Origin of the sequence: Lentimicrobium sp. L6 (assembly GCF_013166655.1) — a bacterium.
GTDB lineage: Bacteria > Bacteroidota > Bacteroidia > Bacteroidales > UBA12170 > UBA12170.
The window spans coordinates 23,354-48,984 of the sequence record NZ_JABKCA010000016.1 but is presented as its reverse complement, the minus strand read 5'-3'; the positions used below and the strand labels follow the sequence as shown (position 1 = coordinate 48,984).

Sequence of the window (25,631 nt, the reverse complement as noted above, 5' to 3'; positions counted from 1 at the left end):
TTTTAAAGGGCGCTATAGTTTTGCCCGTAATATAGCATTTGTTTGGTGAAATTGTCAGGGTATCTAATAATAACATCCTCTATTTTTCCATCTTTTTCTAATAAATCATATTGAGGATTGATGAAACCTGCATAGGGTGCAATTTTTAGTTTCTCCCAGCGGTGTAACACTTCTTTATGAATCACTGTATCAACTTTTACACCATAGTTTTCCACTAGGTTTTGTGCAGCTTCATAATCTCCTTCTGACTTTATCCTCTGGACTTCTTTTAGGAGTTGTCCAAAGATTTTCTGAAGGCCAAGATAATCATTTATCACAAAATAGGTTTTATTATTTTTTTGGACCTTCTCTACAATCTTTTTATCTTTTCCTTGCTCAAATGCCCATTTGGCAATGAGTTGACGATTTCTCATATGAGACTCCTCAATAACTTTACCTTCTTCTACTCTAACCAACTGTGTCATTAGGCCTCCACGTATATAACTATTGTATTCACAATAGCCTACTTCAATACTTGGCATTAAGCCCCATTTTATTAATTGTTCGTCCAATGCAAAATATAGTGCTACCAAATCGGCTCTTGCTTCTTCTATTGTTGAAGCATAGCTTTTTAAAGTCTCAGAAGGATCTGAAACTCCCTCAGCCAATTTCCCGCTTCCATGGCCTACAATTTCGTGTAAGTCAACATGAAGCTTGGAGGCAATGCCACTATATTTATTATGGATTTCAATTTCTTTCTCATTGAAAGCAAATTCATTGATACTACCATTCCCTTTTGAAGCTTCGTCATAAGCATCTATAATATTGGAGATGGTAACCGATTTAGAACCGTATTCTGCTCTTATCCAATCTGCATTGGGGAGGTTGATTCCAATGGGAGTAGCAGGGGAGCAGTCACCAGCTTCCATCACAACATGTACAGCTCTTGCATTTACTCCTTTTACTTCTTTTTTCTTGAAGGCTTGGTCTGTACTACTGTTGTGCTCAAACCAACTGGCATTATCGCTTATGGTTTTTGCTCTTTTAGAAGCCTCCTCGTCAATAATGGAAATAAGTGATTCGTAGCTGGCTTTTTTTCCTAAAGGGTCGCCATATACTTCAATAAACCCATGAATGATATCTACAGTGGAGTTGATGTCTTTTAGCCAAAGAATACAATAATCATCAAAAGTTTGAAGGTCTCCAGTTTCATAATACTGGATTAATTTATCAAGAGCTTGCTTTTGTTCTTCGTTTTCGCCTAAAGAAACCGCTTTTTTTAGCCAAAAAATCATTTTCTCAATAACATCAGAATATTTACCACCCAACTTCCAGACTTCTTCTTTTACTTGTCCGTCCTTTTTAATCAAAGTAGAGTTTATACCCCATGATAATTTTGAATTACCTTTTTGTAGTTTAGAATAAAAAGATTCGGCCTCTGCTTGATTTACGTTATCGTAGTAGTGACAAGCACTATCTTCTACTAAATCACCAGAAGTATCCAAACTCACCCTTTTTTGAAATTCTAATTTATCATATATAATATTTGTAATATCATAGCTGAACTGCTGTAAAGACTGATTCATGTTTATAGGGAATCCTTCTTTATTGGAGTTCTCAATTAAAGACTCGAAATAAGCTCTATCACAAAGTGGAAAGAATTTGTCCATAGAATAATGATGATGAATTCCATTGGAGAAAAATACCTTTTTTGCATAGTCTTCAAATTCTTGAAACTGATTAGAGCTTTTATCACCTTTATAAGTTGAAATGATATGCTCCAAAGTTTTTCGAATTTTTATGTTGTGTTTGAAATTCTGATCCCAAATAAGGTCTCGTCCCCAAAGAGCAGCTTGAGATAAATAATAGATGAGTAGTTTTTTATTTAGAGTTAAATTTTCGAAACCTGGTACTTGGTATCTGAGGATTCTAATGTCTGCAAATTGTTCAGTTTGTATCTTAAAATTATCGATAATCATTTATATGAAAATGTATTTTGTTTAGTAATCATTTTTGCAAAAATACTATATTTATGCTAGGTTATGACTATGCTTTATTCATAAGAGAAAATGAAGTGAATCGACTTCTATTTATAGGAGATGGCAGTGATGTGATTGAAATGTAGGGTAGGTATAGATTGAGAAGAGTCTAGAGTAAATGTATAGTCCATGACTTTTTGATTGATTAAATTTGGATTGTTCTTGAGTTGGTTGAGCTTTTTAATATAGCTGAATAAGTCATTTTTGGCTTCATTCCAAACACTCATACTTGATATTAAACTGTCACAAGAATGATCAAACTGCCCAGATTCCATTAATTTTTCTCCCAAAGCTCCTGCAAAAAGTTGATCTTCTAGTGCCATCATATTCTTTTCACCTGCACACACAAGTACGACGTTTTTGTTTTGTTCAACTAGGAATTTAGATAATACACTTAAATTCGGGAAACCACCGATAACAACTTTGTCAGATTCTTCTCTTGTAAGGCGAAATGCTTTAGTTCCATTTCCCGTACTGTAGACAATCTCCTTTCCGATAATGTCATCCCTCCAGAATTCATCAGCAGAATTTCCAAAATCAGCAAAATCAAATTTTCGTCCATCTTCTTCACCGGCTAATAAATATCCTTCATGTTTCATGACTTCTGCTTCGGCTTTTGAGCTCACGGGAATAATACTTTTAACGCCATGATCTAATGCGGCTATAATAGAAGTGGTAGAACGAAGTATATCAATAACGACAGCTATACTGTTCTTCCTCACCAATCGGTGATGAAAAAGGGGCATACTTAATACTACTTCAATTTCCTTCATATAGTCTTCATTTCTTGAGGCAAAGAATCTGATGGTAAAAGTACATTATCTTTTACCGCTCTGATTAGTCTTTACGAATAATTATTCTCCGAAGATTGTTAATAAATTGAGCTCTTACCCAGTATAATCAGATAGTTTCTCTTTATAGTTATTATTCATAAATACTTCCCACCAAATACTGAGGACTAGTAGGTTAATAAGTCTGTTGGCCATGGTTTGTTTATACCAAAACCAATATTCTCCTTTAAGACTTTTGTCATAAGCTTCCAAGAATTTTTGAAGATGCTTTTTATTAAGATAGGTTTTGCTGATGTCGCTTCTTAATACGAACTCATACATTTTTCTTCTTTTTAAATCATCACTAAAGAAAATCTGTAGTGGAGAGAATCCGCCTTGTTTCTTTCTGCTGGTTACGGCTTCTGGTAATTTGGGCTTAATGAGTGCTTTTAGTAAATATTTGCTAATTCCTTTTCCAGCAGCTAAATCATCCACATTTCCTTTAGCTTTTAGTTGCCTTGGCAATGCTTTTACAAATTTTACAATGTCTTCGTCAATATAGGTGAAAGCAAGATTTACTCCATATAATTGAGAGATTCTACTGGCTTTAAATAAGATGACTTCAGTAGAGTTTTGTTTAATATCTACAAAGAAATTTCTGGTATTGAATAATTCATCGAAATTTTTAAAACTTTTTGGAATAGCATCTAAGGCTGGATGAGGATTAAAATGAGTTCCCATTAATTCCTTCACCTGATATTTTCTAAATCCAAAATGGTCAGGAGCTAGGATGTTTAAAATTTTATCATTATGGAAACGGGCTTTAAAGAGGAGGTTGTCGTTTTCGAACATGCTGTTTTCGGCCATTGCCCCAAATATTTTTTGCGCAGGAGCTAACATTTTCTTCTTAAATTTATACCTATAAGCAATCTCTCTTAGTGCAGCAGTAAATAACTGGTCGCTACCATCACCACCTAAAACTACAGGCAGGTTTTTATCATGAACTAATTTCATGGCTGAATTATTGAGCATCCAACCCGACTCCGAGAACGGATCTCCCAAGTTTCTAACTAAAAAGGGGAGGTCTTCAATTTCACTGCCATCCATAAGGTATTCGTTATGTTGGGCTCCATTTTCTTCCGCCATCATTCTGGCATATGGTAGCTCTGAAAAGGGGTTGTCTTTAAAACCAATACTATACGATTTTATAGGGCCTTTAAAGACATCAGGAATAGTACATATATTTCCGCCTGAATCGTACCCACCAGATAATAATGCTCCCACAGTTTCGTGATCGCCAATTCTTCTTTTTATAGATTGTTTGAATAGTCTGTCATATTCTTCTAAGGCCTCATGTTCATCAATTTGCATCCTCTCCTCGGTGAACTCTTCAAATGTAAACAAGTTTTCGGTTTTTATTCCATTTTGAGTTTTTATTAAAACATCACCGCCATGTAGTTTGCTTACCCCAACTGTAGAAGTAAGAGGGGAGGGAATATAGCTATACATGAGGTAGTTTCCTAAGGCATCTGTATTAGGTTGGTATTCGAAACCCTTAAAATTTTTTAACTGCCAAAATTGATTGGTAAAAACCTCATTATTATAGAAAAACATAGGTCCTTGGCCGTATCTATCTCGAGCCACAATTAATTCATTATCCCTTTGAACAAGGATTAAAAACTTACCATTTATCCTTTTAAATCCTTGGTAGGATTCCTTTCGGAAAATATCTAAAAGGATTTCGGGGTCTGTGGCTTGCTTTAAACCAGTAAAATCTAATAATTCTTTTCTATTATAAATAATACCATTAAACACCAAAGCGGAGTCGGATGTATTAATATATTCGAAATTTGAAAAAGCAAGGTTTTTAATATTTCCACTTTCTATTTGAATGTTGAGTTCGTTTGTGATTTCATTATTGGATTTAAAAGTTCCATAAAGATAGGTTTCAAACATGGCTGTTGTTTTAATAATTAATTTCTATTATAAAGATAATAAAAAAAATTAAATTTGTGCAAGGATTAAGACACAACAATGACAAAATTAGATTATTACCCCTTGGTTTCAATTATTACAGTGAATTATAATCATTCTGAAACTACATTAGAGTTGCTGGAATCAATTTCTAAAATCAGCTATTCAAACATTGAGATTATTGTAGTAGATAACGCCTCCCCAAATGATAATCCTCAGCTTATTAAGGAGAAATATCCTTCAGTTATTCTGATTGAAAGTGTCATCAATTATGGTTTTGCTGGGGGTAATAATTTGGGTATCATGAGAGCTCGAGGTGATTATATTTTATTATTGAATAATGACGTAATCGTTCCTGAAGATTTTTTAGAGCCTTTAGTGTTGAAGTTCCAAAAAAATCCAGATTATGGAGCTATTAGCCCTAAAATCATGTACTATCATACCATCAATACCATTCAATATGCCGGTTTTACAAATATTGATACCAAGACTGTAAGAAATAAAACCATTGGAAAAGGTGAAATAGACAATGGGCAATACGATGAAGATTATGAAACGGCTTATGCTCATGGAGCTGCTATGATGGTACCCATGGAAGTAGTGAAGCATGTGGGGATGATGAGTTATGAATTTTTCTTGTATTATGAGGAAGCAGATTGGTGTAATCGTATTCGAAATCATGGTTATAAAATTGGCTATGTTCATAATTCTAAAGTATTTCATAAAGAGTCTGTAACTACCGGTAAGATAAGTGTGTTAAAAGTATATTACCTCACTAGAAATAGGTTGGTTTATATGAGAAGAAATATTCATGGAAAAGATTTTGTCATTAGTATGATTTATCAAATTTTTGTGGCTATTGGAAAGAATGCAATATCATTTCTTTTAAGGGGTAACCTTAAAATGTTTTGGGCTTATGTAGATGGTTTGTTTTGGAATGTAAAAAATGCATTCAATGTTGAGATTCATGATAATCCATATCTCTAAATATTTTGTTTTGAAAATGTATTTACGCATTTCGAATCCTCATTTTTCATATTTTATAATGATGTTCATAAGATATGATTAGATTGTGAATGTGAAATAGTAATATTATGTTTTCGTTCCTGTTTTAAGATTTTGATATTCAGTGGTATGCATATGTCGTTATTTGCAAATTAAAGAATTGTTAAGACCTCTTAATTTTCCTTGTTCATTGATAGAAATTGGAATATCTTTGTTGCGTTATTTACTGAGGATAAATAAGTCCAATACGTATTGTGATAAATGAACATGTAAATGATTTTAGAACCAAATAATAACTTCATTAAATACATATGAGTTATATAGAAATAGATAAAGGTCAATTGACCAATTTAGAGTATGCCTTAAAGTTAGAGTTGATGAGAACCAATAGAGGAGGTTCATATGCTAGTTCTACTATTATAGGCTGTAATACTAGAAAATACCATGGATTATTAGTGGTTCCTCAAGAAAATTTTGGCGGAATAAATCATGTTTTGTTGGCAAATGCTGATGTAACTGTGATGCAACGAGATGCTGAATTCAATTTAGGAATCCACAAATATAAAGGAGGTGGATATTCACCTAAAGGCCATAAGTATATTAGAAGTTTTCAATCTGATCCTATTCCAAAACTAACTTACAGAGTTGGCGGAGTTTTATTATCAGTGGAAAGAATCTTCAGTGAATCATTGGCACGTATCTTTATCAGATATACTTTGGAAGATGCCCATTCTCCAACTACTTTAAAAGTTCGTCCATTTTTAGCTTTCAGAAGTATACATGAGTTAACCAAAGAGAATTCTCATGCAAATACCGATTGCAATCCAGCCAAGAATGGTGTAATGATGAATCTTTATCCTGGTTTCACTCCACTTTATATGCAGTTTAGTAAAAAGGTGAAATATAAGCATGATCCTGTTTGGCATAAAGACATAGAGTATATGAAAGAAGCTAGCCGAGGATATGAAGCGAATGAAGATTTGCTGGTTTCAGGTCATTTTGAATTCACTATTAAGAAAGGTGAGTCTGTTATTTTTCAAGCTGCTATTGAAGAAGGTAACCCTGGTACCTTCCTAAGAAGTTTTAATAATGAGATTTCTAAAAGGATTCCCAGAGATAGTTTTGAGCATAACTTAGCCAATGCTGCACAGCAGTTTGTGATTAAAAAAGGTAGGAATACAGAATTAGCATCTGGATTACCTTGGTTTGGTAGATGGGGAAGGGATACTTTAATTAGTTTGGCTGGTATTACACTTATACAAGGTGATGTTGCGCTATACAAATCGGTCCTCGATACTCTAATTAAAGAAATGGAAGATAACCTGTTTCCCAATAAGGGAACAGGAAAGGATAAAAACTTTTTGTCATCAGATACTTCACTATGGTTTTTCCGATCCTTGCAACAGTATATTGAATTTACTGGTGACGAAGAATGGGTTTGGAAGAAGCATGGTAAATTGATGAAAGATATCCTAAACCGCTATCGTAATGGCATTGAAGAATTAGGTCTATATGTAGATGAGAAAGGTTTGGTTTATGCTGAAAAAGAGAATACTCCATTAACTTGGATGGATGCTGTACTTCATGGAAAACCAGTAACACAGCGGCCTGGATTCGCTGTAGAGGTAAATGCACTTTGGTATAATGCTGTAGCTTTCGTTATGAATTTAGCCACGAAAAACAAGGACGTTCAATTTGTGATAGGATGGAACCCCGTTCAAAGAACTATAGATTCGGCTTTTTTAGAGAAATTTACACATCCAGAAAAAGCATTAATTTGTGATTATGTTGCCAAAGACCATTGTAATTGGGATGTTAGACCCAATATGTTATTTGCTGCATCTTTACCCTATTCTCCACTTAATAACGAGCAAAAGAAAAAAATTCTAGATATAGTAAGAAAAGAATTATTAACCCCAAGAGGAATTAGAACTCTATCACCTAAAAATGCCTATTATAAATCGGTGTATGAGGGTAATATTGAAGCGAGAGATTCTGCTTATCATCAAGGTACAGCATGGCCATGGCTTTTAGGAGCTTATGCCGAAGCTTATTTGAAACTTCATGGTAAATCAGGATTGGCAGAGATTAAGAACTTAGTGAAAGGCTTCGAGGAGGAAATGAAACTTCATGGTTTAGGTACTATCTCTGAGCTGTATAATGGAGACCCTCCTCACCATGGTAAAGGAGCTATTTCACAAGCTTGGAGTGTGGCCGAGATGAGAAGAATCATTTGGTTGATAGAGAAAACAGAAAAAGATTAATAAAAAACGCAAAACGAATGAAAGTATTGATGTTTGGTTGGGAGTTTCCTCCTCATATCACTGGCGGATTAGGTACTGCATCTTATGGTCTTACTAAAGGATTAGTAAAACATAATGTGGATATCATTTTCGTGGTTCCCAAAGCTTATGGCGATGAGGATCAGAGGGCTGCTAGAATTGTAAATGCCAGCGAAATTCCAGTAAATTATAAGAGCAAAGAAATTCAAGAGTTTTATCATAGAATGACTTATCTAGAAGTAGGAAGCAGTATTATGCCTTATATTGACCCTTTAGAGTTTGAAAATCTTCATCAAGAGGAAGGAAAACTTCTTAAAGAGAAAGAACATTTAGTATTAGGCGAAAAATATGACTTCTCGGGTAAATATGGTTCAAACCTAATGGAAGAGGTAGCTCGATATGCTTTAGTTGGAGCCAGCATTGCCAAACAATTCGATTTTGACGTTATCCATGCACACGATTGGTTGACCTATTCCGCTGGTGTTGCAGCCAAAGAATTAACAGGAAAGCCTCTAGTAGTTCATATGCATGCCACAGAGTATGATAGAAGTGGTGAAGGACGTGTGAATTCCAATGTTTTCGATTTGGAGAAAATGGGAATGGAAAAAGCAGATTTGGTTATTCCTGTGAGTAACCTTACTAGAAAGACTGTGATAAATAAATATGGTATAGATCCTGCAAAAGTTATCACTGTGCATAATGCTATTGAACCAGTTGAACAAGCTGATTTAAAAGTGAAAAAAGCAGTAAAAGAAAAAGTCGTTACCTTTTTGGGGAGATTAACATTCCAAAAAGGGCCAGAGTATTTTGTGGAAGCGGCTAAAAAAATCTTGGAGAAAGATAATAATGTCCGTTTTGTAATGGCAGGAAATGGCGATATGATGAATCAATTGATTCGTCGGGTAGCGCAATTGAAAATTGCAGATCGTTTTCATTTTACAGGCTTCCTAAAAGGGGAGGATGTAGACAAAATGTTTTTGTTAAGTGATGTTTTCGTAATGCCTTCAGTATCGGAACCCTTTGGTTTGGTTCCACTAGAAGCCATGAGAAGTAATGTTCCAGTTGTGATAAGTAAACAATCTGGTGTAGCAGAAGTTCTAAAGCATGCCTTGAAAGTTGATTTTTGGGATGTGGATGGAATGGCAGATGCTATCTATGGATTATTACACTACGAGTCTTTATCCAATATGTTTAAAGTAGAAGGAAAAGAAGAAGTAGAGAATCTGAAGTGGGAACATGCTGCAGAAAAAATCAAAGAATTATACCAAAAGGTAATATCAAATTAGAAATCTTAAAAAAAATATATATGCGCTCCATTTGTTTTTATTTTCAGGTACATCAGCCTTATCGCATAAAGGATTATCGTTTTTTTAACATGGGAAACGACCATTATTATGATGATGAATACCTAAATAAATCTATTGTAGAAAGAGTAGCTCAAAAGAGTTATTTACCCATGAATAATTTGTTGCTCGATTTAATCGGGAAACACGGCGAAGACTTTAAAGTTAGTTTTTCGATTTCAGGATTAGCTTTAGATCAGTTTGAGCAATATACTCCAGAAGTATTAGAGAGTTTTAAGAAATTAGCAGCTACTGGTCAGGTCGAGTTTTTGGCGGAAACCTATGCCCATTCATTAGTATCTTTGAAAAATGATGTTGAATTCAAGCGTCAGGTTGAAATGCATAAAAGCAAGATTAAAGAGTTATTTGGAATAGAGCCTGTGACTTTTCGAAATACGGAGCTTATTTATTCTGACGAGGTTGGAACTAAAGTAGCTGAACTTGGCTTCGAGACTATGTTAACAGAAGGAGCTAAACATGTTTTAGGTTGGAAAAGCCCAAATTATCTTTACCATCACCCAGAGCATAAAAACTTGAAGTTATTATTAAAGAACTTTCGTTTGAGTGATGATGTAGCTTTCCGTTTCTCTTCTCAATCATGGTCTGAATGGCCATTAACTACTGATAAATATTTGCATTGGTTGAAGCAAGTAGAGAAGGACGAGCAAGTGGTCAATCTATTTATGGATTATGAAACTTTTGGTGAGCATCAATGGGCTGAGAGTGGAATATTTGAGTTTATGAGAATCTTACCAACTAAGATTATTGAGGATGGTGAATTTGATTTTAAAACACCTTCGGAAATTGCAAAAGAAGCAAAAGTCGTATCTGAGTTGCACGTGCCTTACCCTATTTCTTGGGCAGATGAAGAGCGTGATGTTACAGCTTGGTTAGGTAATGAAATGCAAGATGAAGCTTTCGATAAACTTTATGCTCTGGCAGATAAAATGAAAGGGGCCACAGACCCAAAATTACAAACCGATTGGTTGAAACTACAAGCCTCAGATCATTTTTATTATATGTGTACCAAATGGTTTGCTGATAGCGATGTTCATGAATATTTTAATCCATATCCATCACCCTATGAAGCCTTCATCAATTATATGAATGTGCTTTCAGATTTCCAAATCCGGGTAAACGAAATGGTGGAGCAAAAGGGAGATGTTGTTCAATTAGAGGAGGGTAAACTAAGCATTGATTTCTCTGAATTGCAAAAAATGACTGCCGCTCAATTAAAGAAGTTTTTAGCTGAAATAGATGTAGAAGATTTAGCCAAAGTACGAGCAATTGTGAGTAATGACCTAAACGAGAAAATAGAGAAGTATTTAGGCAAAAGAAAACAAAAAGCTTTAGCCGATTTAGAGGATGTAAAATCCTTCTCTAAAGATCAATTAGATAAAACCAAGAAATTAATTCAGCGCTTTTTATAAGCAGCTGATTTAATGATAAATGATTATAGTATTTGGGTTTGTTATTGTATGTCATGATTTTTCATTTTCATTCACTAACAAACCTTCACTTATTTTAAAATGATAAGAAATGCAAACAAAAGTTAAACCAGATTATATTTTTGAAGTATCGTGGGAAGTGTGTAATAAAGTTGGAGGAATCCATACTGTTATTGCTACCAAATTGAAAAGCATTCAACCTGAATATGGCGATAAGTATATGTTTATCGGACCCGAGTTGAATAAGGATACACAGGGGAATACTGAATTTATTGAAGATAAAAACCTAATGGCCGATTGGAAAGACCAAATGGCTATGGAAGGTGTTATTATAAGAATTGGTAGGTGGAAGATTGAAGGTTCTCCCATAGCAATCCTTATCGATTTTACAGCTTTATTCCCTAAGAAGAACGAGATATTAGCAGAGCTATGGGAGCGCTACCAGCTAGATAGTTTAAGTGGGCAATGGGATTATGTAGAACCTGCTTTGTTTGGCTATGCAGCTGGTAAAGTTATAGAATCCTATTATAGTTATTTCCTGAACTTTGGATCTCGAGTTGCCGCTCACTTCCATGAATGGATGACAGGTGCTGGAGTTCTATACCTTGAATCTAATGCACCACAGATTGCAAGGGCATTCACAACACATGCTACTGTTTTAGGTCGTTCCATTGCAGGTAATGGATTGAATCTTTACGACGATATGGAAGCCTATAATCCCGAAGTAGTTTCTACAGAATTTAATTTGCGATCCAAATATTCTTTAGAAAAAAAAGCAGCTGAACATGCACATGTATTTACAACCGTAAGTGATGTTACTTCTCGCGAGTGTGAAGTTTTTATTGGAAAAAAACCAGATATCATTACTCCAAATGGATTCGACGACACTTTGGTTCCGAAAGGAAAGTCTTATCATACCATAAGAGAAAAAGCCAGAAAAAAAATGATTTCTGTTGCAGCGGCTCTCAGTGGAAAGGATTTAAAAGATGATACATTTATCACTATTACAAGTGGTAGATATGAATATAGAAATAAAGGGCTTGATATTTATTTAGAGACACTCAAAACGCTAAAACCTCAAATAGAACAAGGAAAAAATGTTTTGGCATTCATTACCGTTCCAACGGCTCACTTTGGTCCTGATGTAAACCTTGTGAAAAGATTAGAAGGAAAGACTACAGAAATTACAGATGCTAGGTTGACACATAATCTGATAGATTATGATCAAGATCCAATTATAGAATTTTGTAATCAGCATGGTTTAAATAATCTTGGGGGCAGTGGATTAACCGTAGTTTTTGTTCCTGCTTATCTAAGAGGGGATGATGGGGTATTTAATATGGATTATTATGATCTTCTTATGGGGTGTGATTTGAGTATCTTCCCTTCGTATTACGAACCATGGGGCTACACCCCTCTTGAAAGTTTGGCTTTTGCAATTCCTACCGTTACTACTGATTTGGCTGGTTTTGGCAAATGGGTACAAAAGGAATCTAAACCATCAGCAAATGGAATTACTGTTTTAGAAAGAAATGACGAGAATAGTGATGAGGTTGAAGCTCAATTGATGGATTTGATACTGAAAATGTCTCATGCATCTGCAACTGATAAAGATAAATCATCAAAAGAAGCTAAAAAGATTAGTAAGACAGCACAATGGGAGAATCTTGTAAAATATTATTTTGAAGCTTACGAATTTGCTTTTGCAAAGGTTTCTACAAGTTCTGATGAGATGAGCCCAGTGATTAAAACAATCTTAAAGAAGACAAACAATTTGACTATCCAACAGAAGCCAGATTGGAAAAAGGTTTTAATAAAGCCTGTATTACCAAAAGAAATTAAAGGATTAGATGTTCTTGCCAAAAATATGTGGTGGACTTGGAATATTGATGCTCGTGAACTATTCTGTTCAATTGACCCTGAATTATGGAATCAAATGGAGCAAAACCCAATTTCTTTATTGGAGGAAATCTCCTCTGATCGTCTTCAAAAATTAGTGAAAGATCCTCAATTTATGGTTGCCTATCATTCAGTTATTGATAAATTCAATACATACATGGCTGAGCCTACTCAAAACAAAGAAGATCTGACAGCATACTTCAGTATGGAGTTTGGTATTGATGATACTTTGAAGATATTTAGTGGAGGTCTTGGTATATTGGCAGGTGATTATTTAAAACAAGCTAGTGATAGTAATGTGAGTATGGTGGGTATTGGATTGCTCTATCGTTATGGTTATTTCAAGCAGCAAATTTCAGGTTTTGGAGTCCAAATAGACAAGTATTATCCACAGAAATTCTCTCATCTTCCAATTCGCCCTGTCCGTGATGCAAATGGCGATTGGCAAAAAGTTTCTATCTCTTTGCCTGGTAGAAATATGACTGCAAAAATATGGCGTGTTGATGTAGGAAGAATCCCATTGTATTTAATGGATACAGATATTGAAGAAAATCAACATCAAGATAGAGAGGTTACACATAAGTTATATGGTGGTGATTGGGAAAATCGATTAAAGCAGGAGTTGTTATTAGGAGTTGGAGGAATCAGGCTACTAAATACAATTGGTGTTAAGCCTTCAATATTTCATGCTAATGAAGGGCACGCTGCTTTTAATAGCATTGAACGCTTGAATAATTTGATGAACGTTTATAAACTCAACTTCGATGATGCGGTTGAGGTAGTTCGTTCAACAACTCTATTTACTACGCATACACCTGTTCCTGCTGGTCACGATAGCTTTGACGAAGAATTAATGAGAAGATATATCCCTCATTATCCTCATCGTTTACATATTAGTTGGGAGCGTTTTATGAACCTAGGTCGTTGGGTAGAAAACCAAGGGAATCAGAAGTTCTCTATGAGTGTTTTGGCAGCTAAGCTTTCACAGGAAATGAATGGTGTGAGTCAGATTCATGGTAAAGTATCTCAAGATATGTTCAAAGGGCTTTATCCTGGTTATTATCCCGATGAATTGCATATAAATTATGTAACCAATGGAGTTCATTATCCAACATGGGCTGCTAAAGAGTGGCAAGATTTTCATTATGAAATTTTCGGGAAGGACTTCTTAAGTAAGCAAGATGATTTTGATGTTTGGAAAAAGATTTTTGATGTGCCAGATAAGAAAATCTGGGAGCTTCATAATATTCAGAAAAAGAGATTGTTCGATTACTTAAAGAAGAGGTTGACTAGTGAAATGACTTCTCGTCAAGAAGATCCTGCTCACATATTTAATGTGTTGCAAAGTATGGACGAAAAAGCATTAACTATAGGTTTTGCTCGCCGTTTTGCTACATATAAAAGAGCACATTTACTGTTCTCTAATATCGACAGGTTGAAGAGGTTGCTAGCTAAGGTTGATAGACCTGTACAATTTATCTTTGCAGGTAAAGCACATCCACATGATAAAGCTGGACAGGACTTAATTAAGCGAATTGTGGAAATATCTAGAATGCCTGATTTTGTTGGTAAAGTGATGTTTATTGAGAATTATGATATTCACTTAGCTAAGCATTTAATTAGTGGTGTAGATGTATGGTTAAATACTCCAACACGACCATTAGAAGCTTCTGGAACTAGCGGTGAGAAAGCTATAATGAACGGAGTGATGAATTTTAGTGTTCTTGATGGTTGGTGGGCAGAAGGTTATAAACCTGGTGCTGGTTGGGCCATTGATGAGCAAAGAACATATGAGAATCAAGGTTTACAGGATATGCTGGATGCCGAAGTTATTTATAATACGCTGGAAAATGATATTACCAATTCCTACTATACAGTAGATGAGTCTGGAGTTTCAGAGTCTTGGGTAAAGCATATTAAAAATACTTTTGCTCAAATTGCTCCTAACTTCACTATGAAGAGAATGTTGGACGATTATTATAGAAAGTTCTATAATTCATTATTTGTTAGAGCTGGAAAAGTTAGAGCCAATGATTATGAATATGCTGGAAAAGTAACAGCATGGAAACGCGATATTTTGGCGCAATGGAATAATATTAAAGTGGTTTCTGAAACCCTACCCCAAACAAATCAGGAAAATAGTTTAAATACCAATGATACTTTTGAAGCTAAAATTGAATTGGATTTAAATGGATTGGCTCCTGAAGAAATTGGAGTAGAGATTTTGTTCGCTAAAAAGTATGATAATGAAGTGAAATCTATTGTTCATAAACAAGAACTTACAGTGACCTCATCAGGTGACTTACATATCTATGAATGTAATATTCCAATATATAGGGCTGGAGTTCACGATTATGTATTTAGAATTTATCCTAAATCAGATTTGATAGTTCATCCTAACTCTTTCCCATTGATTAAATGGATATAGTTTATTCTATAAAATAGAAAAACCGGAATCACATTGTGATTCCGGTTTTTTTTACTCTTGAAAATAAGAACTATTTGTTAATTTTTTCGTTTGTGATCTTTAATATTTCTTGCTCTAATTCATTGGCTTTTCTTTCAATTTCAGCACCTCTATTGAGGATGTCATCCACATAAGTTTTGTCTTCTAAATCAGCAGCATTAATTTTTACATTTAAATAGGCTCCCATAACAGCTGTACGAGCACAAAGAGCCCCAACTCCAGCATCTGAAACAGAATTTGGGTTACCATATTCAGCCATAGCTTTAATTACGTCCATGCTAGCTAATGATTTCTCCATCACCATAAATGGAACTTCAATGGCGTATTTAGAGGCCTCTTCAATCGCTTGTAAGCGTGCAGCTTTTTCAGTATCGCTTCCTTTTGGTAGTCTAATGGCATCCATAATTTTGTTAAAAGCATTAGTATCCTCATCCACTAAATGAACCAATTGATCTTTTAATTTCTGACCTTTCTCGGCTTGCTCAGAAAACTTCTCCCACTGATCTTCCCAGTTTGCACCAGGTTTGTGTGCAGAAAGATTAGCCACCATTGTTCCCAATGAAATTCCTAAAGCACCAACATAGGCAGAAATACTACCACCACCTGGAGCAGGAGACTCGCTCGCTGTTTCGTCTGCAAATGCTGCTAAATCCATGTCGATCAATTTCTTTTCATTACCATCCTCAATTAGATATTCGATGATATTCTTTCTTGGATCAAATGGTTTTAAATCGTCTAGTCCCATGGACTTCACCGCTACCTTAATCAATTCTTCGTGACTTACACCTAATGAACGATTTTGCTTGGCTAAAAAATACCTTCCAGCTTTAAGCATGGCATCCAAAGGAATAACTCCTACTAATTCAGAACCTGAAACTCTAATTCCTCTCTCTAGTGATTTTTTGAATACTTCATCATAAGCTTCGTGAACCGATGTAATTGAAATATCAGTTAAGTTCATAGAAATTTGAGCAATGCCATATTCTTCAATAAACCAACCTATGGCTTTTACAGATTTCAATGAGCCAGGAATCATAATTTGTTCACCATTCTCATCTATAGCCGGTTTCCCAGTAATAGGGTGTCCGGTTCTTTTAACGCGACCTCTTTCTCTAACATCAAATGCAATAGCATTAGCTCTGCGAGTAGAGGTGGTGTTTAGGTTTACGTTAAAAGCGACCAAGAAATTTCTGGCACTAATAGCTGTAGCACCCGATTTAGGGCAGAATCTAGCCGGACCAAAATCAGGTTTCCATTGTTTTTCTTTTAACTTATTTTCTAAAGCTTCATATTCACCAGAGCGGACATGAGCTAAATTTTTTCTTTCTGGGCTCAGTGCAGCAAATTCGTAACAATAGATTGGGTAATCTAACTCTTCACCAGCCCTTTTGGCTAGTTGACGTGCATATTCCACGGTTTCTTCCATAGTAATGTTAGCCACAGGTACTAAAGGACATACATCAGTAGCTCCAAAACGAGGGTGTGCACCATGGTGTTTCGACATGTCAATCAGTTCTTTAGCTTTCTTCATTCCTAAGATGGCAGCATCCATAACTGGTTCTGGCTCACCAACAATGGTAACCACCGTACGGTTCGTAGCTGCACCTGGATCTACATCTAAAAGCTTAACACCATCAACGCTTTCAATAGCATCTGTAATTTGCTTAATAATGTCCATATTACGTCCTTCGCTAAAATTGGGAACGCATTCAATTAATTTTCTCATAAAATATTTTTTTCAACTTGGTTGACTACAGGGTTTGCATATATATTGAGTAAAATTCTTTTAAAAATATCGAAGCCATCTTTATCTTTTCTGGTATTTAAAATTCCATTGATGTGCTCCATAAATTTCCCTTCTTCCCAGGCATTGTATTTGTCGCTAAACTGATTGCTTTGGTTTACCAAATCATAAGCAATATAGTTTCCTGGAAATAATTTAAAATCTTTATGTATTTGAAGATCGATATGATCTGCTAATTCTTTAAAATGGTTCTGTATTTTATCAGAGCTTAAATCTAAATCATCTTTCTTAATAGGTTGACCAAATGCTAAATGAACTCTTCCTTTTTGTTGAGTGATTCCAGTGATGATGCTTTTCATATCCTCAGTGCCATCTTTCTCGTATTTACCATTAAGCTCTATTTCAGCCAATTCGTTGGCTTTTAACAAGTCGCAGCTTTCAAATTCATATGAAATACTTACAGGTACGATTTTCAAGTTTAGCAAATAATCTATTTTATTTGCATCAGCATCCATGGCAATCATTTTAAGGACACCAGGATTGGTTTTGTCATTGCCATCTTTGGTTCGTCCTTCTCTATGACTTATACAGATAGATTGTTCTTTTTCTTGTAAGACATGACCAATATACTTAGATAATAGTTTAGAGTTATTGATCATTTCTCTTGTTGGAAGATTACGGTTGACAATGAAATTCTGATTTAGTTTAACAATATCTGTTACTATCTCAGAGCTGAGGAGGTTATTCCCAATAGCTGTTTCACCTGTTTTAAATTCGTTTTGATATAGAACATAGAACAGTAAGGAACTATCCAGTACAATGTCTCTATGGTTCGAAATGAAAAGATAATTCTCGTCTCTTTTTATATTTTCGTAACCACTAACCGTAAAATTATCCATGCTTCTATCTATCCCGGCTTTGGTAGCTGGATAAATAAACTGTTCTTTGAAAGCATTAACAGTTTTTATTTTACTTAATTTCTTTGGTAGTATATCATCTTCCCAACTAGGATAAACATGATTTACAAGCTTATGAAAAACTGAGTTGTCCAAGTATTTTTGTAAAATACTATTAACTTCAGAATCTTTATATGGTCTTATTGATTGAAAAATGTCCACAAATATTTTTATTGCAAATTACGTAAAAAATATCAATACATATTTATTTAGCTTGTAGATTAATTATAAATGCTTTACAAATTTTTATAAATACGGGATTCACGTAATTGCGTGGGGTTTTGGATATATGTTGTATTTAAAAATGAATAAATGATACGAGAATAGTATTTTGTATGTATTGGTTTAATGGTCAAATGAATACTGGATATTATTAATTATATAATTAATCCTAAAGCATGCAAAAAAAATTATTATTTTAGCATCACAATAAAACAAAATGATTTGAAAAAAATTGCTGTAGGAATGGATTTTTCTCAAGGAGCTTTAAATGCCCTTGAATATGCTGTGGATGTGGCGGTTAATACGGATTCGGAAATCACACTTTTATGGGTGGAGCCGAGCTCTAGAGATAAAGTATTGCCTGGTGAAAGGAATGAGATTCGCTATGACGCAAAAGTAGAACTTGAAAATTTAGTTGAAAAGATTATACTTAAACAACCAGGACTGAAAGTGAACTTTAAGCAGAAAAGAGGTAAGGTTTATCAAGAAGTAGCTTCTTTTGCTTATCATAACCAATCCGATATTGTTATTATTGGCACTCATGGTATCAATGGTGCCGAGGAATTTTGGGTTGAAAGTAACGCTTATAAAATAATAAGTTATTGCCCTTGCCCAGTGATTAGCGTAAGAACCGATTATAGACTAGGAGGAAATATTAACAGGATTATTTTACCTATTGACGATTCATTGGATACTACAAAGAAAGTACCAATGGTTGTTGATATGGCAAAAGAGTTTGATGCTGAAATAAGAATATTGGGGGTTTACAATAGTGATTTAGCTTTTATTCGTAAGCGTACAGATAAATTTGTTAGAGAAACTCAAAAATATTTGGCTGAAAATGAGGTGAATCACAAATTTATTCATTGTACATCAAATAATATTTCTGCTTCACTCGTTAAGTATGCAGAGAATGATAAAGCGGATTTGATGGTAATCATGACAGATCAAAATAAAGCTACTTCCGATATGCTCATGGGAAGAGTAGCACAACAGATTATTAATCAATCACCAATTCCTGTTTTAAGTGTTAAACCTGATAAAATGATTTTTAATACATGATAAAATTTAAGTTGTTAGTCTCGATATTGTTTTTTTGCCCACTGTATTTATTGGCACAAACCCAGTTTATTCAGCAGGACAGTAAATTAGATAGCTTGATTATCTTGCACAAAAGAATTAATAGTTTAGATAGTTTGGTGCCTGGTTATCGGGTGCAAATATTTTTTGAAAGTGGAAATTATAGCAAAGATTTAGCTATGGCAACAGCGGAGAAGTTCCAGGAAAATTATCCAGAAATTAGATATTATCTCTCTTTTAGCGAACCTTATTATAGAATACGCGTAGGAGATTTTAGAACTATAATAGAAGCTAAAGGTTTCTTGAAGGATATTATTGATGATTATCCTGCTGCTTTTGAAGTAAAAGATAAGATCTATAATCCACCTTTGTTCGAATAAAAAAAAATTGTATATTTACGCTATCATCAAAGTACCTCATTTATGAAATCAATTGTTGTAGGAATAGATTTTCAAAACCAATCATATGCTGCCATGAAATTTGCAGTGAATATGGCAATTAAAGTAAATTGCTATGTGATGTTGGTTTTTGTGAATAAGCCAGATAAATCTAAAGATATATTTCAGCGTCCTAAAAGTAAAATTTATGAGGAGGTTGAAGCTAGATTCATTAATTTAGTTGAAAAGTACTCTGATATTTTGGATAAAAACCGTTTTAGCTATAAGATCCGTGAAGGAAAAATTCCTGAAGAACTAGATAGACAAGCTGTAGAAAGTAGAGCGGAGATGATTGTTGTTGGAACACATGGAAATACAGGTATAAAATTATTTAGTAGCTCTTTGGCTTTTGAAATTGTAGAAAAGAGTGCCATTCCAGTAGTTACTATTAAGGATGGTGCACATATTAATACAGAAATAAAAACCATTTTGGTTCCTATAGATGCAACTTTAGAGAGTCGTCAAAAGGTGCCTTTTACAGTAAGGCTCGCAAAAATTTATAATGCAGAAGTACATATGTTAGCTATGTATCATAGTAAAGTGAAAATGGTGAAGGAAAATATTATTTCTTATACTCGTCAAGCTGCAGAATATCTAGAAAGACAGCAGGTTAATTTTATTGTGAAATCTGTTGAAACAGATGATATTGTTCAGACTACTATTGATTATTCCGAAGATATTAATGCAGATTTGATTTCAAGTATGACGGTACAGGTATCTTCAGCTTCTAACCTTTGGAAAGGTACATTTGCAGAGCAATTAATAACGAAATCACATATTCCAGTTTTAAATATTCAACCTAAAGAACTTATAATGACTATGAGTCGTTAGTGACAAGTAAAAGCATAATAAAAAGGCTCTTTCAAATATTTGAAAGAGCCTTTTATGTTATATCTGTATCTATTTACTTTAAATGCTTAGCCATCACTTCTAAAAGTTCAGAAGTTCTAATTGGTTTTAGGATATAGTCATCGCTCCCGGCAGCAAAACTTTTTTCCTTCTCTCCAGCAAAAGCATAGGCAGTTTGTGTAATTATTGGAATATTCTTGCCTAGGTTTTTAATCAATCTTATCGATTTATAGCCATTCATGATAGGCATATTGATATCCATCAACACAAGATCGATTTGGGTATCAGTTTTACATGCTTCATATGCTTCTTTACCATTTTTAGCCCATAGGATACTTACTTGAGTACCTTTTATGGCATGAACAATAAACTTATAATTGTGATTTACATCCTCAACAATTAAAACCGTTTTACCTTTCCAATCGTAATTCATATTGCTATCTGTCATATCGAATATCTTTTCCTACTATTAATCTATCAAATTTAAGTATATTTTTTCAATTTGTCAATAAAAAAAACAATCAATCTTGATTTTGATTAATTCAAATATTTATAGGCCTTATCTTTTCTAAGAATAGAAAAAGAAAAAGGAGCTAAAAAAGCTCCTTTTAAATATATCATTAATTCATATTAGTTTCTGTTCATAGCATTTAAATCATCGAATGCTCTTAGAAGTCTAATTACAAAAGCCTCTTCAGCAGCTCTTAACACTTTACGAGGATCGTAATATTTTTTATTAGGAATATCGTCACCATCAGGGTTTCCAATTTGAGCTTGTAAATAATCATGATGCTTAGCTTCATATGCTCTTAAACCATCCCAAAATGCCCATTGTGTATCGGTATCAATATTCATTTTGATAACACCATAAGATATAGCTTCTCTAATTTCTTCTTGGCTTGAACCAGAACCACCATGGAAAACGAAATCAACGGGTTGTTTAGCAGTATTAAATTTCTCTTCTATAAATTTCTGAGAGTTTAATAGTATTTTCGGAGTAAGCTTAACGTTACCTGGCTTGTATACACCATGAACATTTCCAAAAGATGCAGCAATAGTGAAATTAGGGCTCACTTTTAAAAGTTCTTCATAGGCATAAGAAACTTCTTCTGGCTGGGTATAGAGTTTTGAAGTGTCTACATCAGTATTGTCTACACCATCTTCTTCACCACCTGTGATCCCAAGTTCAATTTCTAAAGTCATTCCCATTTTACTCATTCGAGCTAAATAGTCTTTACAAATGGCAATGTTTTCTTCCAAAGATTCTTCAGATAAATCAAGCATGTGAGAGCTAAATAAAGGCTTCCCATTCATTTCGAAGAAGTCTTCGCCTGCATCTAATAAACCATCAATCCAAGGTAATAATTTTTTAGCAGCATGATCTGTATGAAGGATAACGGGAACTCCATAATGTTCAGCCATCTCGTGAACATGATAAGCTGCAGCAACAGCTCCAGAAATAGCGGCCTGTTGGCCATCGTTTGATAAAGCTTTACCTGCGTAAAAACTAGCTCCACCGTTGCTCAATTGGATGATAACAGGAGAGTTTGCTTTTTTTGCAGCCTCTAAAACACCGTTAACTGAACTTGTTCCAACTACATTTACAGCTGGTAAAGCAAATTGATTCTTTTTTGCTAATTCAAATAATTTTTTGACATCCTCACCGAAAATAACACCCGGTTCCATATGATCTAAAATTTGGTCTGACATATCTCTAAATTTTTATGTTTGGTTCTCATTTTAAAGATCCAAAGATACAAATATTGGTATTTGCAAACCATATAATTATGACTATCTTTGAGATAAATTAAAAAAAAGTCCTGGAGTTGTATTTTATATTCGATAAATAGCAGGACTAACTTGATATTCTTCATGAAACGAATCATATTGAGAAATTATAATAGATATTTGGGGAAATCAATTTTATGGTTTGCCCTATGTTTTTTATTTCCCTACCCTAGCTTTTCGCAATTCATAGATATTCATTCTTTTGAATTAGATGAAGAAAAGCAGGAGTTGTTAGATAAAGCTGATAGTTTAGCACAAAATGATTTCAACCTAAGTTTATCTCTTTGTTTGGATGAAATTAATAAGCTTAAATTCTATGATAAACCTGGAATGTATAGCTCTTTATTGTCAAGAGCTGGAAGGGCTGCTTTTCATATCGGTAATCTGAGTTTGTCTGATAGTATTCATGATGTTCTAATTAATATTCCAATTAAGAATCTTCACCCTTTTGTGAAGGCTGAAATATTAAAAGACAAATATTTTATTTCCAAAGTTTACAATGAGAATTTAGCAGCACTAGAATATGCAAAGCAAGCTTACTTAATCTATCAACAAAGTGGATTTATTGATGGTCAGTTAGAACTACTTCATAAAGCATTGGTTATCAGTACGGATAATGGGGATTTGGAAAAAGCTACTAATTATGAGACCGATATCTTATCATTGATTGATGATTGTGGAAAGCCGAAAACTCAATTCTATTTGTGGTTATCCATTTCAAGATTAAATATAAAAACTCATAATTTCGGGAAAGCACTTATTTATTTAACTAAGGCAAAAGATTTAGCAAAAACTATAAACGATAATGGTGTAAATGCTCATGTTTTAGTTGCTCAAGGCCTCTTTTATTTTCACCAAAAAAACTTAAATAAAGCAAACGAATTGTTTAACGAAGCTATAATAAATTTGAGACAAACTCATGATAGAATATCTGAAAGTCATGTGACAACGCTTCAGGCCGCAGTGTCAATGAGGCAGGAACATTATAAAGATGCCTTAGGTTATAACAGAAGAGCATTGAATTTACGTAAGCGATTGGGTTCTCTTTACCTTGTTGCAAGTTCCTATACTAATATGGCAAATACATTGATTCAGATGCAACAATATGACAGTGCTCTTTATTATACAGAGTTGGGTGCAGTAAATTATATTAATTATCCTATAAAAAGAAATATTACTCGTGGACTTGAGGTAAAGCAGGAAATATTTTTAAAAAGAAATGAATTTGATAAGGCTTATCAAGCCTTGGAAGCTATTATTGAGATTGAAGATAGTATTTATTTGATGTTGAATAAGCAAAAGTTAGATCAGTTAGAGACCAATATCGAATTGGAAAAATATATGCAGCAAAAGAAAGAAATACGTGCAGAAACTTTGTTGCAAAAAAGCTTGAAAGATAGGAATATGATCATCATCAAATTTATTCTAGCTTCATTAATTCTAGTAGTAATCTCTAGTTATTTACTTTTCTTATACAATAAGAGTAAGAGTAGAAGAAGGCTAATTGGTATCTCACAAAAAATGATTTTCATACAGATGAACTCACATTTTGTGTTTAATGCATTAACAGCCATTCAAAGTCTGATTTATCAAAACCAAATTGAAACAGCTATTCATTATTTAACTGTGTTTTCTAGCTTAATTACTAAAGTACTCACCATAACTCATAAAAAATATATCACCCTTCAGGCTGAAATAAGTTTTGTTATGGAGTTTATGCAGATACAGCAGTTGCGATTTGGTGATGATATGAAGTTCATTATTGATATTAATCCTGATTTAGATTTAGTTAAAGAGAAAGTTCCGCCTATGTTGATTTATCCTTTTTTGGAATATGCAGCAGAGGAGTGTGTTCAGCAATCAGATGAAGACAATAGGATTGAAATTAATATATATAAAGAAAACTCTTTTATTATTTATGAAATCATTGATATTGGACTTGGTTTCTCTGATGAAGGGAAGTGCTATATCAAAAGATATGGAGGACAAGAGATTATTTGTGAGCAGTTGACAAAAGAAAGAATCTCATTATACAATAATATATTCCATACTAAGCTTATCTTTGTGCGCTCAAAAGTAGAACGGGATGGACAAGAATATAATGCCATACAATTTAAAATAAAGAGTTAAAATGTCAGTTTTAGTAAATTTTGCCATGTTTCCTACAGATAGCGGAACAAGTGTTAGTAAATATGTGAGTCAAATCATTAAAATGATAGATTCATCTGGTGTTTCTTATAAATTGAACCCTATGGGAACCAGTTTTGAAACTGAAACCATGCCAGAAGCATTAAAAATTATTGAGGATTCTTATGAAATGATAAAAGAACATGATAGGATATATTGTGCGGTGAATTTTGATATTCAGAAAAATAAGTCAAATAGAATAGATTCGAAAATTAAAAGTATAGAAGATAAAATTGGAGAGGTAAGCAAATAATGATTGATACAAAAGATAAGAAACATAAAGCCGGTTTTGTTAATATTATTGGTAATGCCAATGTAGGGAAATCGACTCTTATGAATGCGTTGGTAGGAGAGAAATTGAGTATTATTACCTCTAAAGCGCAAACTACACGTCACAGAATAATGGGTATCGTTAGCGGGGAGGATTTTCAGATAGTATATTCCGATACCCCTGGTGTAATAAGTCCAAGCTATAAATTGCAAGAGGGAATGATGGGTTTTGTAGATACTGCAATTATTGATGCAGATATCTTTTTATATTTAGTTGAAAGAAAAGCGGAGCTGAAAAATGAGAATTTTACTAAACGTTTAAAAACCACTTCTCAACCTCTTATTATAGCCGTTAATAAAATTGATTTGGCAAATCAAGAACTTGTAATGGATTGCATGCAATATTGGCAAAACGAATTTCCAAATGCTATTGTAATTCCAATTTCAGCCCTAGAGAAATTTAATATTGAAAAAGTTCTTGAAGTGATAGTAGAAAAGCTTCCTGAATCTCCTGCCTATTTTGATAAAGAAGATATGTCCGATAAGACAGAACGATTTTTTGTCAGCGAAATTATTAGAGAGAAAATATTGCTAAACTATCAAAAGGAGGTGCCTTATTCCACTGAAGTAGAAGTGGAAGCTTTTGTGGAGAGTGCAGGTTTAATAAAAGTAGATACCGTTATATATGTTGCTCGTCAAAGCCAAAAAGGTATTCTAATTGGTCATGAGGGAAAGATGCTGAAAAAAGTAGGTACAGAAGCTAGAAAAGACATGGAGGCTTTTTTTGGAAAGAAAATCTTTCTTAACCTTTATGTTAAAGTGATGAAAGATTGGCGAGATAATGAAAACGAGTTGAAAAAGTTTGGCTACCTAAGCTAATTCTTAAAAATTC

18 protein-coding genes are annotated in these 25,631 nt (G+C 34.0%); 11 read left to right on the top strand and 7 right to left on the bottom strand.

The genetic code is table 11. The features are described from left to right. Positions 1 to 2: 2 nt before the first annotated feature. The 3 genes from HNS38_RS05860 to HNS38_RS05850 all read right to left on the bottom strand — a co-directional run bounded on the left by HNS38_RS05860 (position 3) and on the right by HNS38_RS05850 (position 4,744). A complete protein-coding gene (locus HNS38_RS05860) occupies positions 3 to 1,958 on the bottom strand; it encodes a dihydrofolate reductase (RefSeq protein WP_172280447.1) in 1,956 nt (651 codons plus the stop codon). 107 nt (positions 1,959 to 2,065) lie between these two features. After that, positions 2,066 to 2,791: a 2-phosphosulfolactate phosphatase gene (locus HNS38_RS05855; RefSeq protein WP_172280449.1), complete on the bottom strand. Its 726-nt coding sequence runs from the start codon at positions 2,789 to 2,791 to the stop codon at positions 2,066 to 2,068. A 114-nt stretch (positions 2,792 to 2,905) separates the two neighbouring features. Beyond that, complete coding sequence (locus HNS38_RS05850; RefSeq protein ID WP_172280451.1) at positions 2,906 to 4,744, bottom strand: asparagine synthetase B; 1,839 nt, start codon at positions 4,742 to 4,744, stop codon at positions 2,906 to 2,908. Positions 4,745 to 4,822: 78 nt separating this feature from the next. Between HNS38_RS05850 and HNS38_RS05845 the strand changes: the two genes are divergently transcribed. The 5 genes from HNS38_RS05845 to glgP all read left to right on the top strand — a co-directional run bounded on the left by HNS38_RS05845 (position 4,823) and on the right by glgP (position 15,167). Further along, entirely contained in the window at positions 4,823 to 5,749 is a 927-nt protein-coding gene (locus tag HNS38_RS05845) for a glycosyltransferase family 2 protein (RefSeq protein ID WP_172280453.1), read from the top strand. A gap of 329 nt (positions 5,750 to 6,078) precedes the next feature. Then, complete coding sequence (locus tag HNS38_RS05840; protein ID WP_172280455.1) at positions 6,079 to 8,031, top strand: amylo-alpha-1,6-glucosidase; 1,953 nt, start codon at positions 6,079 to 6,081, stop codon at positions 8,029 to 8,031. 17 nt (positions 8,032 to 8,048) lie between these two features. Continuing rightward, a complete protein-coding gene (locus HNS38_RS05835) occupies positions 8,049 to 9,335 on the top strand; it encodes a glycosyltransferase family 4 protein (RefSeq protein ID WP_172280457.1) in 1,287 nt (428 codons plus the stop codon). A 20-nt stretch (positions 9,336 to 9,355) separates the two neighbouring features. Continuing rightward, positions 9,356 to 10,822: a glycoside hydrolase family 57 protein gene (locus HNS38_RS05830; RefSeq protein WP_172280459.1), complete on the top strand. Its 1,467-nt coding sequence runs from the start codon at positions 9,356 to 9,358 to the stop codon at positions 10,820 to 10,822. A 109-nt stretch (positions 10,823 to 10,931) separates the two neighbouring features. Next, complete coding sequence (gene glgP, locus HNS38_RS05825; RefSeq protein ID WP_172346141.1) at positions 10,932 to 15,167, top strand: alpha-glucan family phosphorylase; 4,236 nt, start codon at positions 10,932 to 10,934, stop codon at positions 15,165 to 15,167. A 70-nt stretch (positions 15,168 to 15,237) separates the two neighbouring features. On the opposite strand, the gene ftcD is transcribed toward glgP, so the two are convergent. Beyond that, complete coding sequence (gene ftcD, locus HNS38_RS05820) at positions 15,238 to 16,932, bottom strand: glutamate formimidoyltransferase (RefSeq protein ID WP_172280463.1); 1,695 nt, start codon at positions 16,930 to 16,932, stop codon at positions 15,238 to 15,240. Further along, positions 16,929 to 18,068, bottom strand: a complete 1,140-nt coding sequence (locus HNS38_RS05815; protein WP_172280465.1) for a 1-acyl-sn-glycerol-3-phosphate acyltransferase — start codon at positions 18,066 to 18,068, stop codon at positions 16,929 to 16,931. The genes ftcD and HNS38_RS05815 overlap by 4 nt, the downstream gene beginning before the upstream one ends. Positions 18,069 to 18,350: 282 nt before the next feature. Between HNS38_RS05815 and HNS38_RS05810 the strand changes: the two genes are divergently transcribed. The 3 genes from HNS38_RS05810 to HNS38_RS05800 are packed head-to-tail and all read left to right on the top strand — an operon-like array spanning position 18,351 to position 20,476. After that, positions 18,351 to 19,190, top strand: a complete 840-nt coding sequence (locus HNS38_RS05810) for a universal stress protein (RefSeq protein ID WP_172280467.1) — start codon at positions 18,351 to 18,353, stop codon at positions 19,188 to 19,190. After that, on the top strand, positions 19,187 to 19,588 hold the full coding sequence (locus tag HNS38_RS05805; RefSeq protein ID WP_172280469.1) for an SPOR domain-containing protein: 402 nt from the start codon (positions 19,187 to 19,189) through the stop codon (positions 19,586 to 19,588). The genes HNS38_RS05810 and HNS38_RS05805 overlap by 4 nt, the downstream gene beginning before the upstream one ends. A gap of 42 nt (positions 19,589 to 19,630) precedes the next feature. Further along, complete coding sequence (locus HNS38_RS05800; protein WP_172280471.1) at positions 19,631 to 20,476, top strand: universal stress protein; 846 nt, start codon at positions 19,631 to 19,633, stop codon at positions 20,474 to 20,476. Positions 20,477 to 20,549: 73 nt separating this feature from the next. Here HNS38_RS05800 and HNS38_RS05795 read toward each other — a convergent pair whose 3' ends face one another. Both HNS38_RS05795 and fbaA read right to left on the bottom strand, forming a co-directional pair. Next, entirely contained in the window at positions 20,550 to 20,942 is a 393-nt protein-coding gene (locus tag HNS38_RS05795; RefSeq protein WP_172280473.1) for a response regulator, read from the bottom strand. A 182-nt stretch (positions 20,943 to 21,124) separates the two neighbouring features. Continuing rightward, complete coding sequence (gene fbaA, locus HNS38_RS05790) at positions 21,125 to 22,204, bottom strand: class II fructose-bisphosphate aldolase (RefSeq protein ID WP_172280475.1); 1,080 nt, start codon at positions 22,202 to 22,204, stop codon at positions 21,125 to 21,127. 162 nt (positions 22,205 to 22,366) lie between these two features. Here fbaA and HNS38_RS05785 point away from each other — a divergent pair, with 162 nt between their 5' ends. Genes HNS38_RS05785 through era form a run of 3 tightly spaced genes read left to right on the top strand, consistent with a single transcriptional unit; the run spans position 22,367 to position 25,618 of the window. Next, on the top strand, positions 22,367 to 24,412 hold the full coding sequence (locus tag HNS38_RS05785) for a histidine kinase (RefSeq protein ID WP_172280478.1): 2,046 nt from the start codon (positions 22,367 to 22,369) through the stop codon (positions 24,410 to 24,412). A gap of 1 nt (position 24,413) precedes the next feature. Next, positions 24,414 to 24,722, top strand: coding sequence for an MTH1187 family thiamine-binding protein (locus tag HNS38_RS05780; RefSeq protein ID WP_172280480.1), 309 nt, complete (start codon positions 24,414 to 24,416; stop codon positions 24,720 to 24,722). Beyond that, positions 24,722 to 25,618, top strand: a complete 897-nt coding sequence (era, locus tag HNS38_RS05775; RefSeq protein ID WP_172280483.1) for a GTPase Era — start codon at positions 24,722 to 24,724, stop codon at positions 25,616 to 25,618. Before HNS38_RS05780 ends, era begins: the two co-directional genes overlap by 1 nt. Positions 25,619 to 25,631 lie beyond the last annotated feature (13 nt).

Coding starts and splice junctions, on each gene's coding strand:
- era (WP_172280483.1), top strand. CDS start 24,722: ATGATTGATACAAAAGATAAGAAACATAAAGCCGGTTTTGTTAATATT.
- glgP (WP_172346141.1), top strand. CDS start 10,932: ATGCAAACAAAAGTTAAACCAGATTATATTTTTGAAGTATCGTGGGAA.
- HNS38_RS05850 (WP_172280451.1), bottom strand. CDS start 4,744: ATGTTTGAAACCTATCTTTATGGAACTTTTAAATCCAATAATGAAATC.
- fbaA (WP_172280475.1), bottom strand. CDS start 22,204: ATGTCAGACCAAATTTTAGATCATATGGAACCGGGTGTTATTTTCGGT.
- HNS38_RS05845 (WP_172280453.1), top strand. CDS start 4,823: ATGACAAAATTAGATTATTACCCCTTGGTTTCAATTATTACAGTGAAT.
- HNS38_RS05805 (WP_172280469.1), top strand. CDS start 19,187: ATGATAAAATTTAAGTTGTTAGTCTCGATATTGTTTTTTTGCCCACTG.
- HNS38_RS05855 (WP_172280449.1), bottom strand. CDS start 2,791: ATGAAGGAAATTGAAGTAGTATTAAGTATGCCCCTTTTTCATCACCGA.
- HNS38_RS05795 (WP_172280473.1), bottom strand. CDS start 20,942: ATGACAGATAGCAATATGAATTACGATTGGAAAGGTAAAACGGTTTTA.
- HNS38_RS05830 (WP_172280459.1), top strand. CDS start 9,356: ATGCGCTCCATTTGTTTTTATTTTCAGGTACATCAGCCTTATCGCATA.
- HNS38_RS05800 (WP_172280471.1), top strand. CDS start 19,631: ATGAAATCAATTGTTGTAGGAATAGATTTTCAAAACCAATCATATGCT.
- HNS38_RS05860 (WP_172280447.1), bottom strand. CDS start 1,958: ATGATTATCGATAATTTTAAGATACAAACTGAACAATTTGCAGACATT.
- HNS38_RS05785 (WP_172280478.1), top strand. CDS start 22,367: ATGAAACGAATCATATTGAGAAATTATAATAGATATTTGGGGAAATCA.
- HNS38_RS05840 (WP_172280455.1), top strand. CDS start 6,079: ATGAGTTATATAGAAATAGATAAAGGTCAATTGACCAATTTAGAGTAT.
- HNS38_RS05780 (WP_172280480.1), top strand. CDS start 24,414: ATGTCAGTTTTAGTAAATTTTGCCATGTTTCCTACAGATAGCGGAACA.
- HNS38_RS05835 (WP_172280457.1), top strand. CDS start 8,049: ATGAAAGTATTGATGTTTGGTTGGGAGTTTCCTCCTCATATCACTGGC.
- ftcD (WP_172280463.1), bottom strand. CDS start 16,932: ATGAGAAAATTAATTGAATGCGTTCCCAATTTTAGCGAAGGACGTAAT.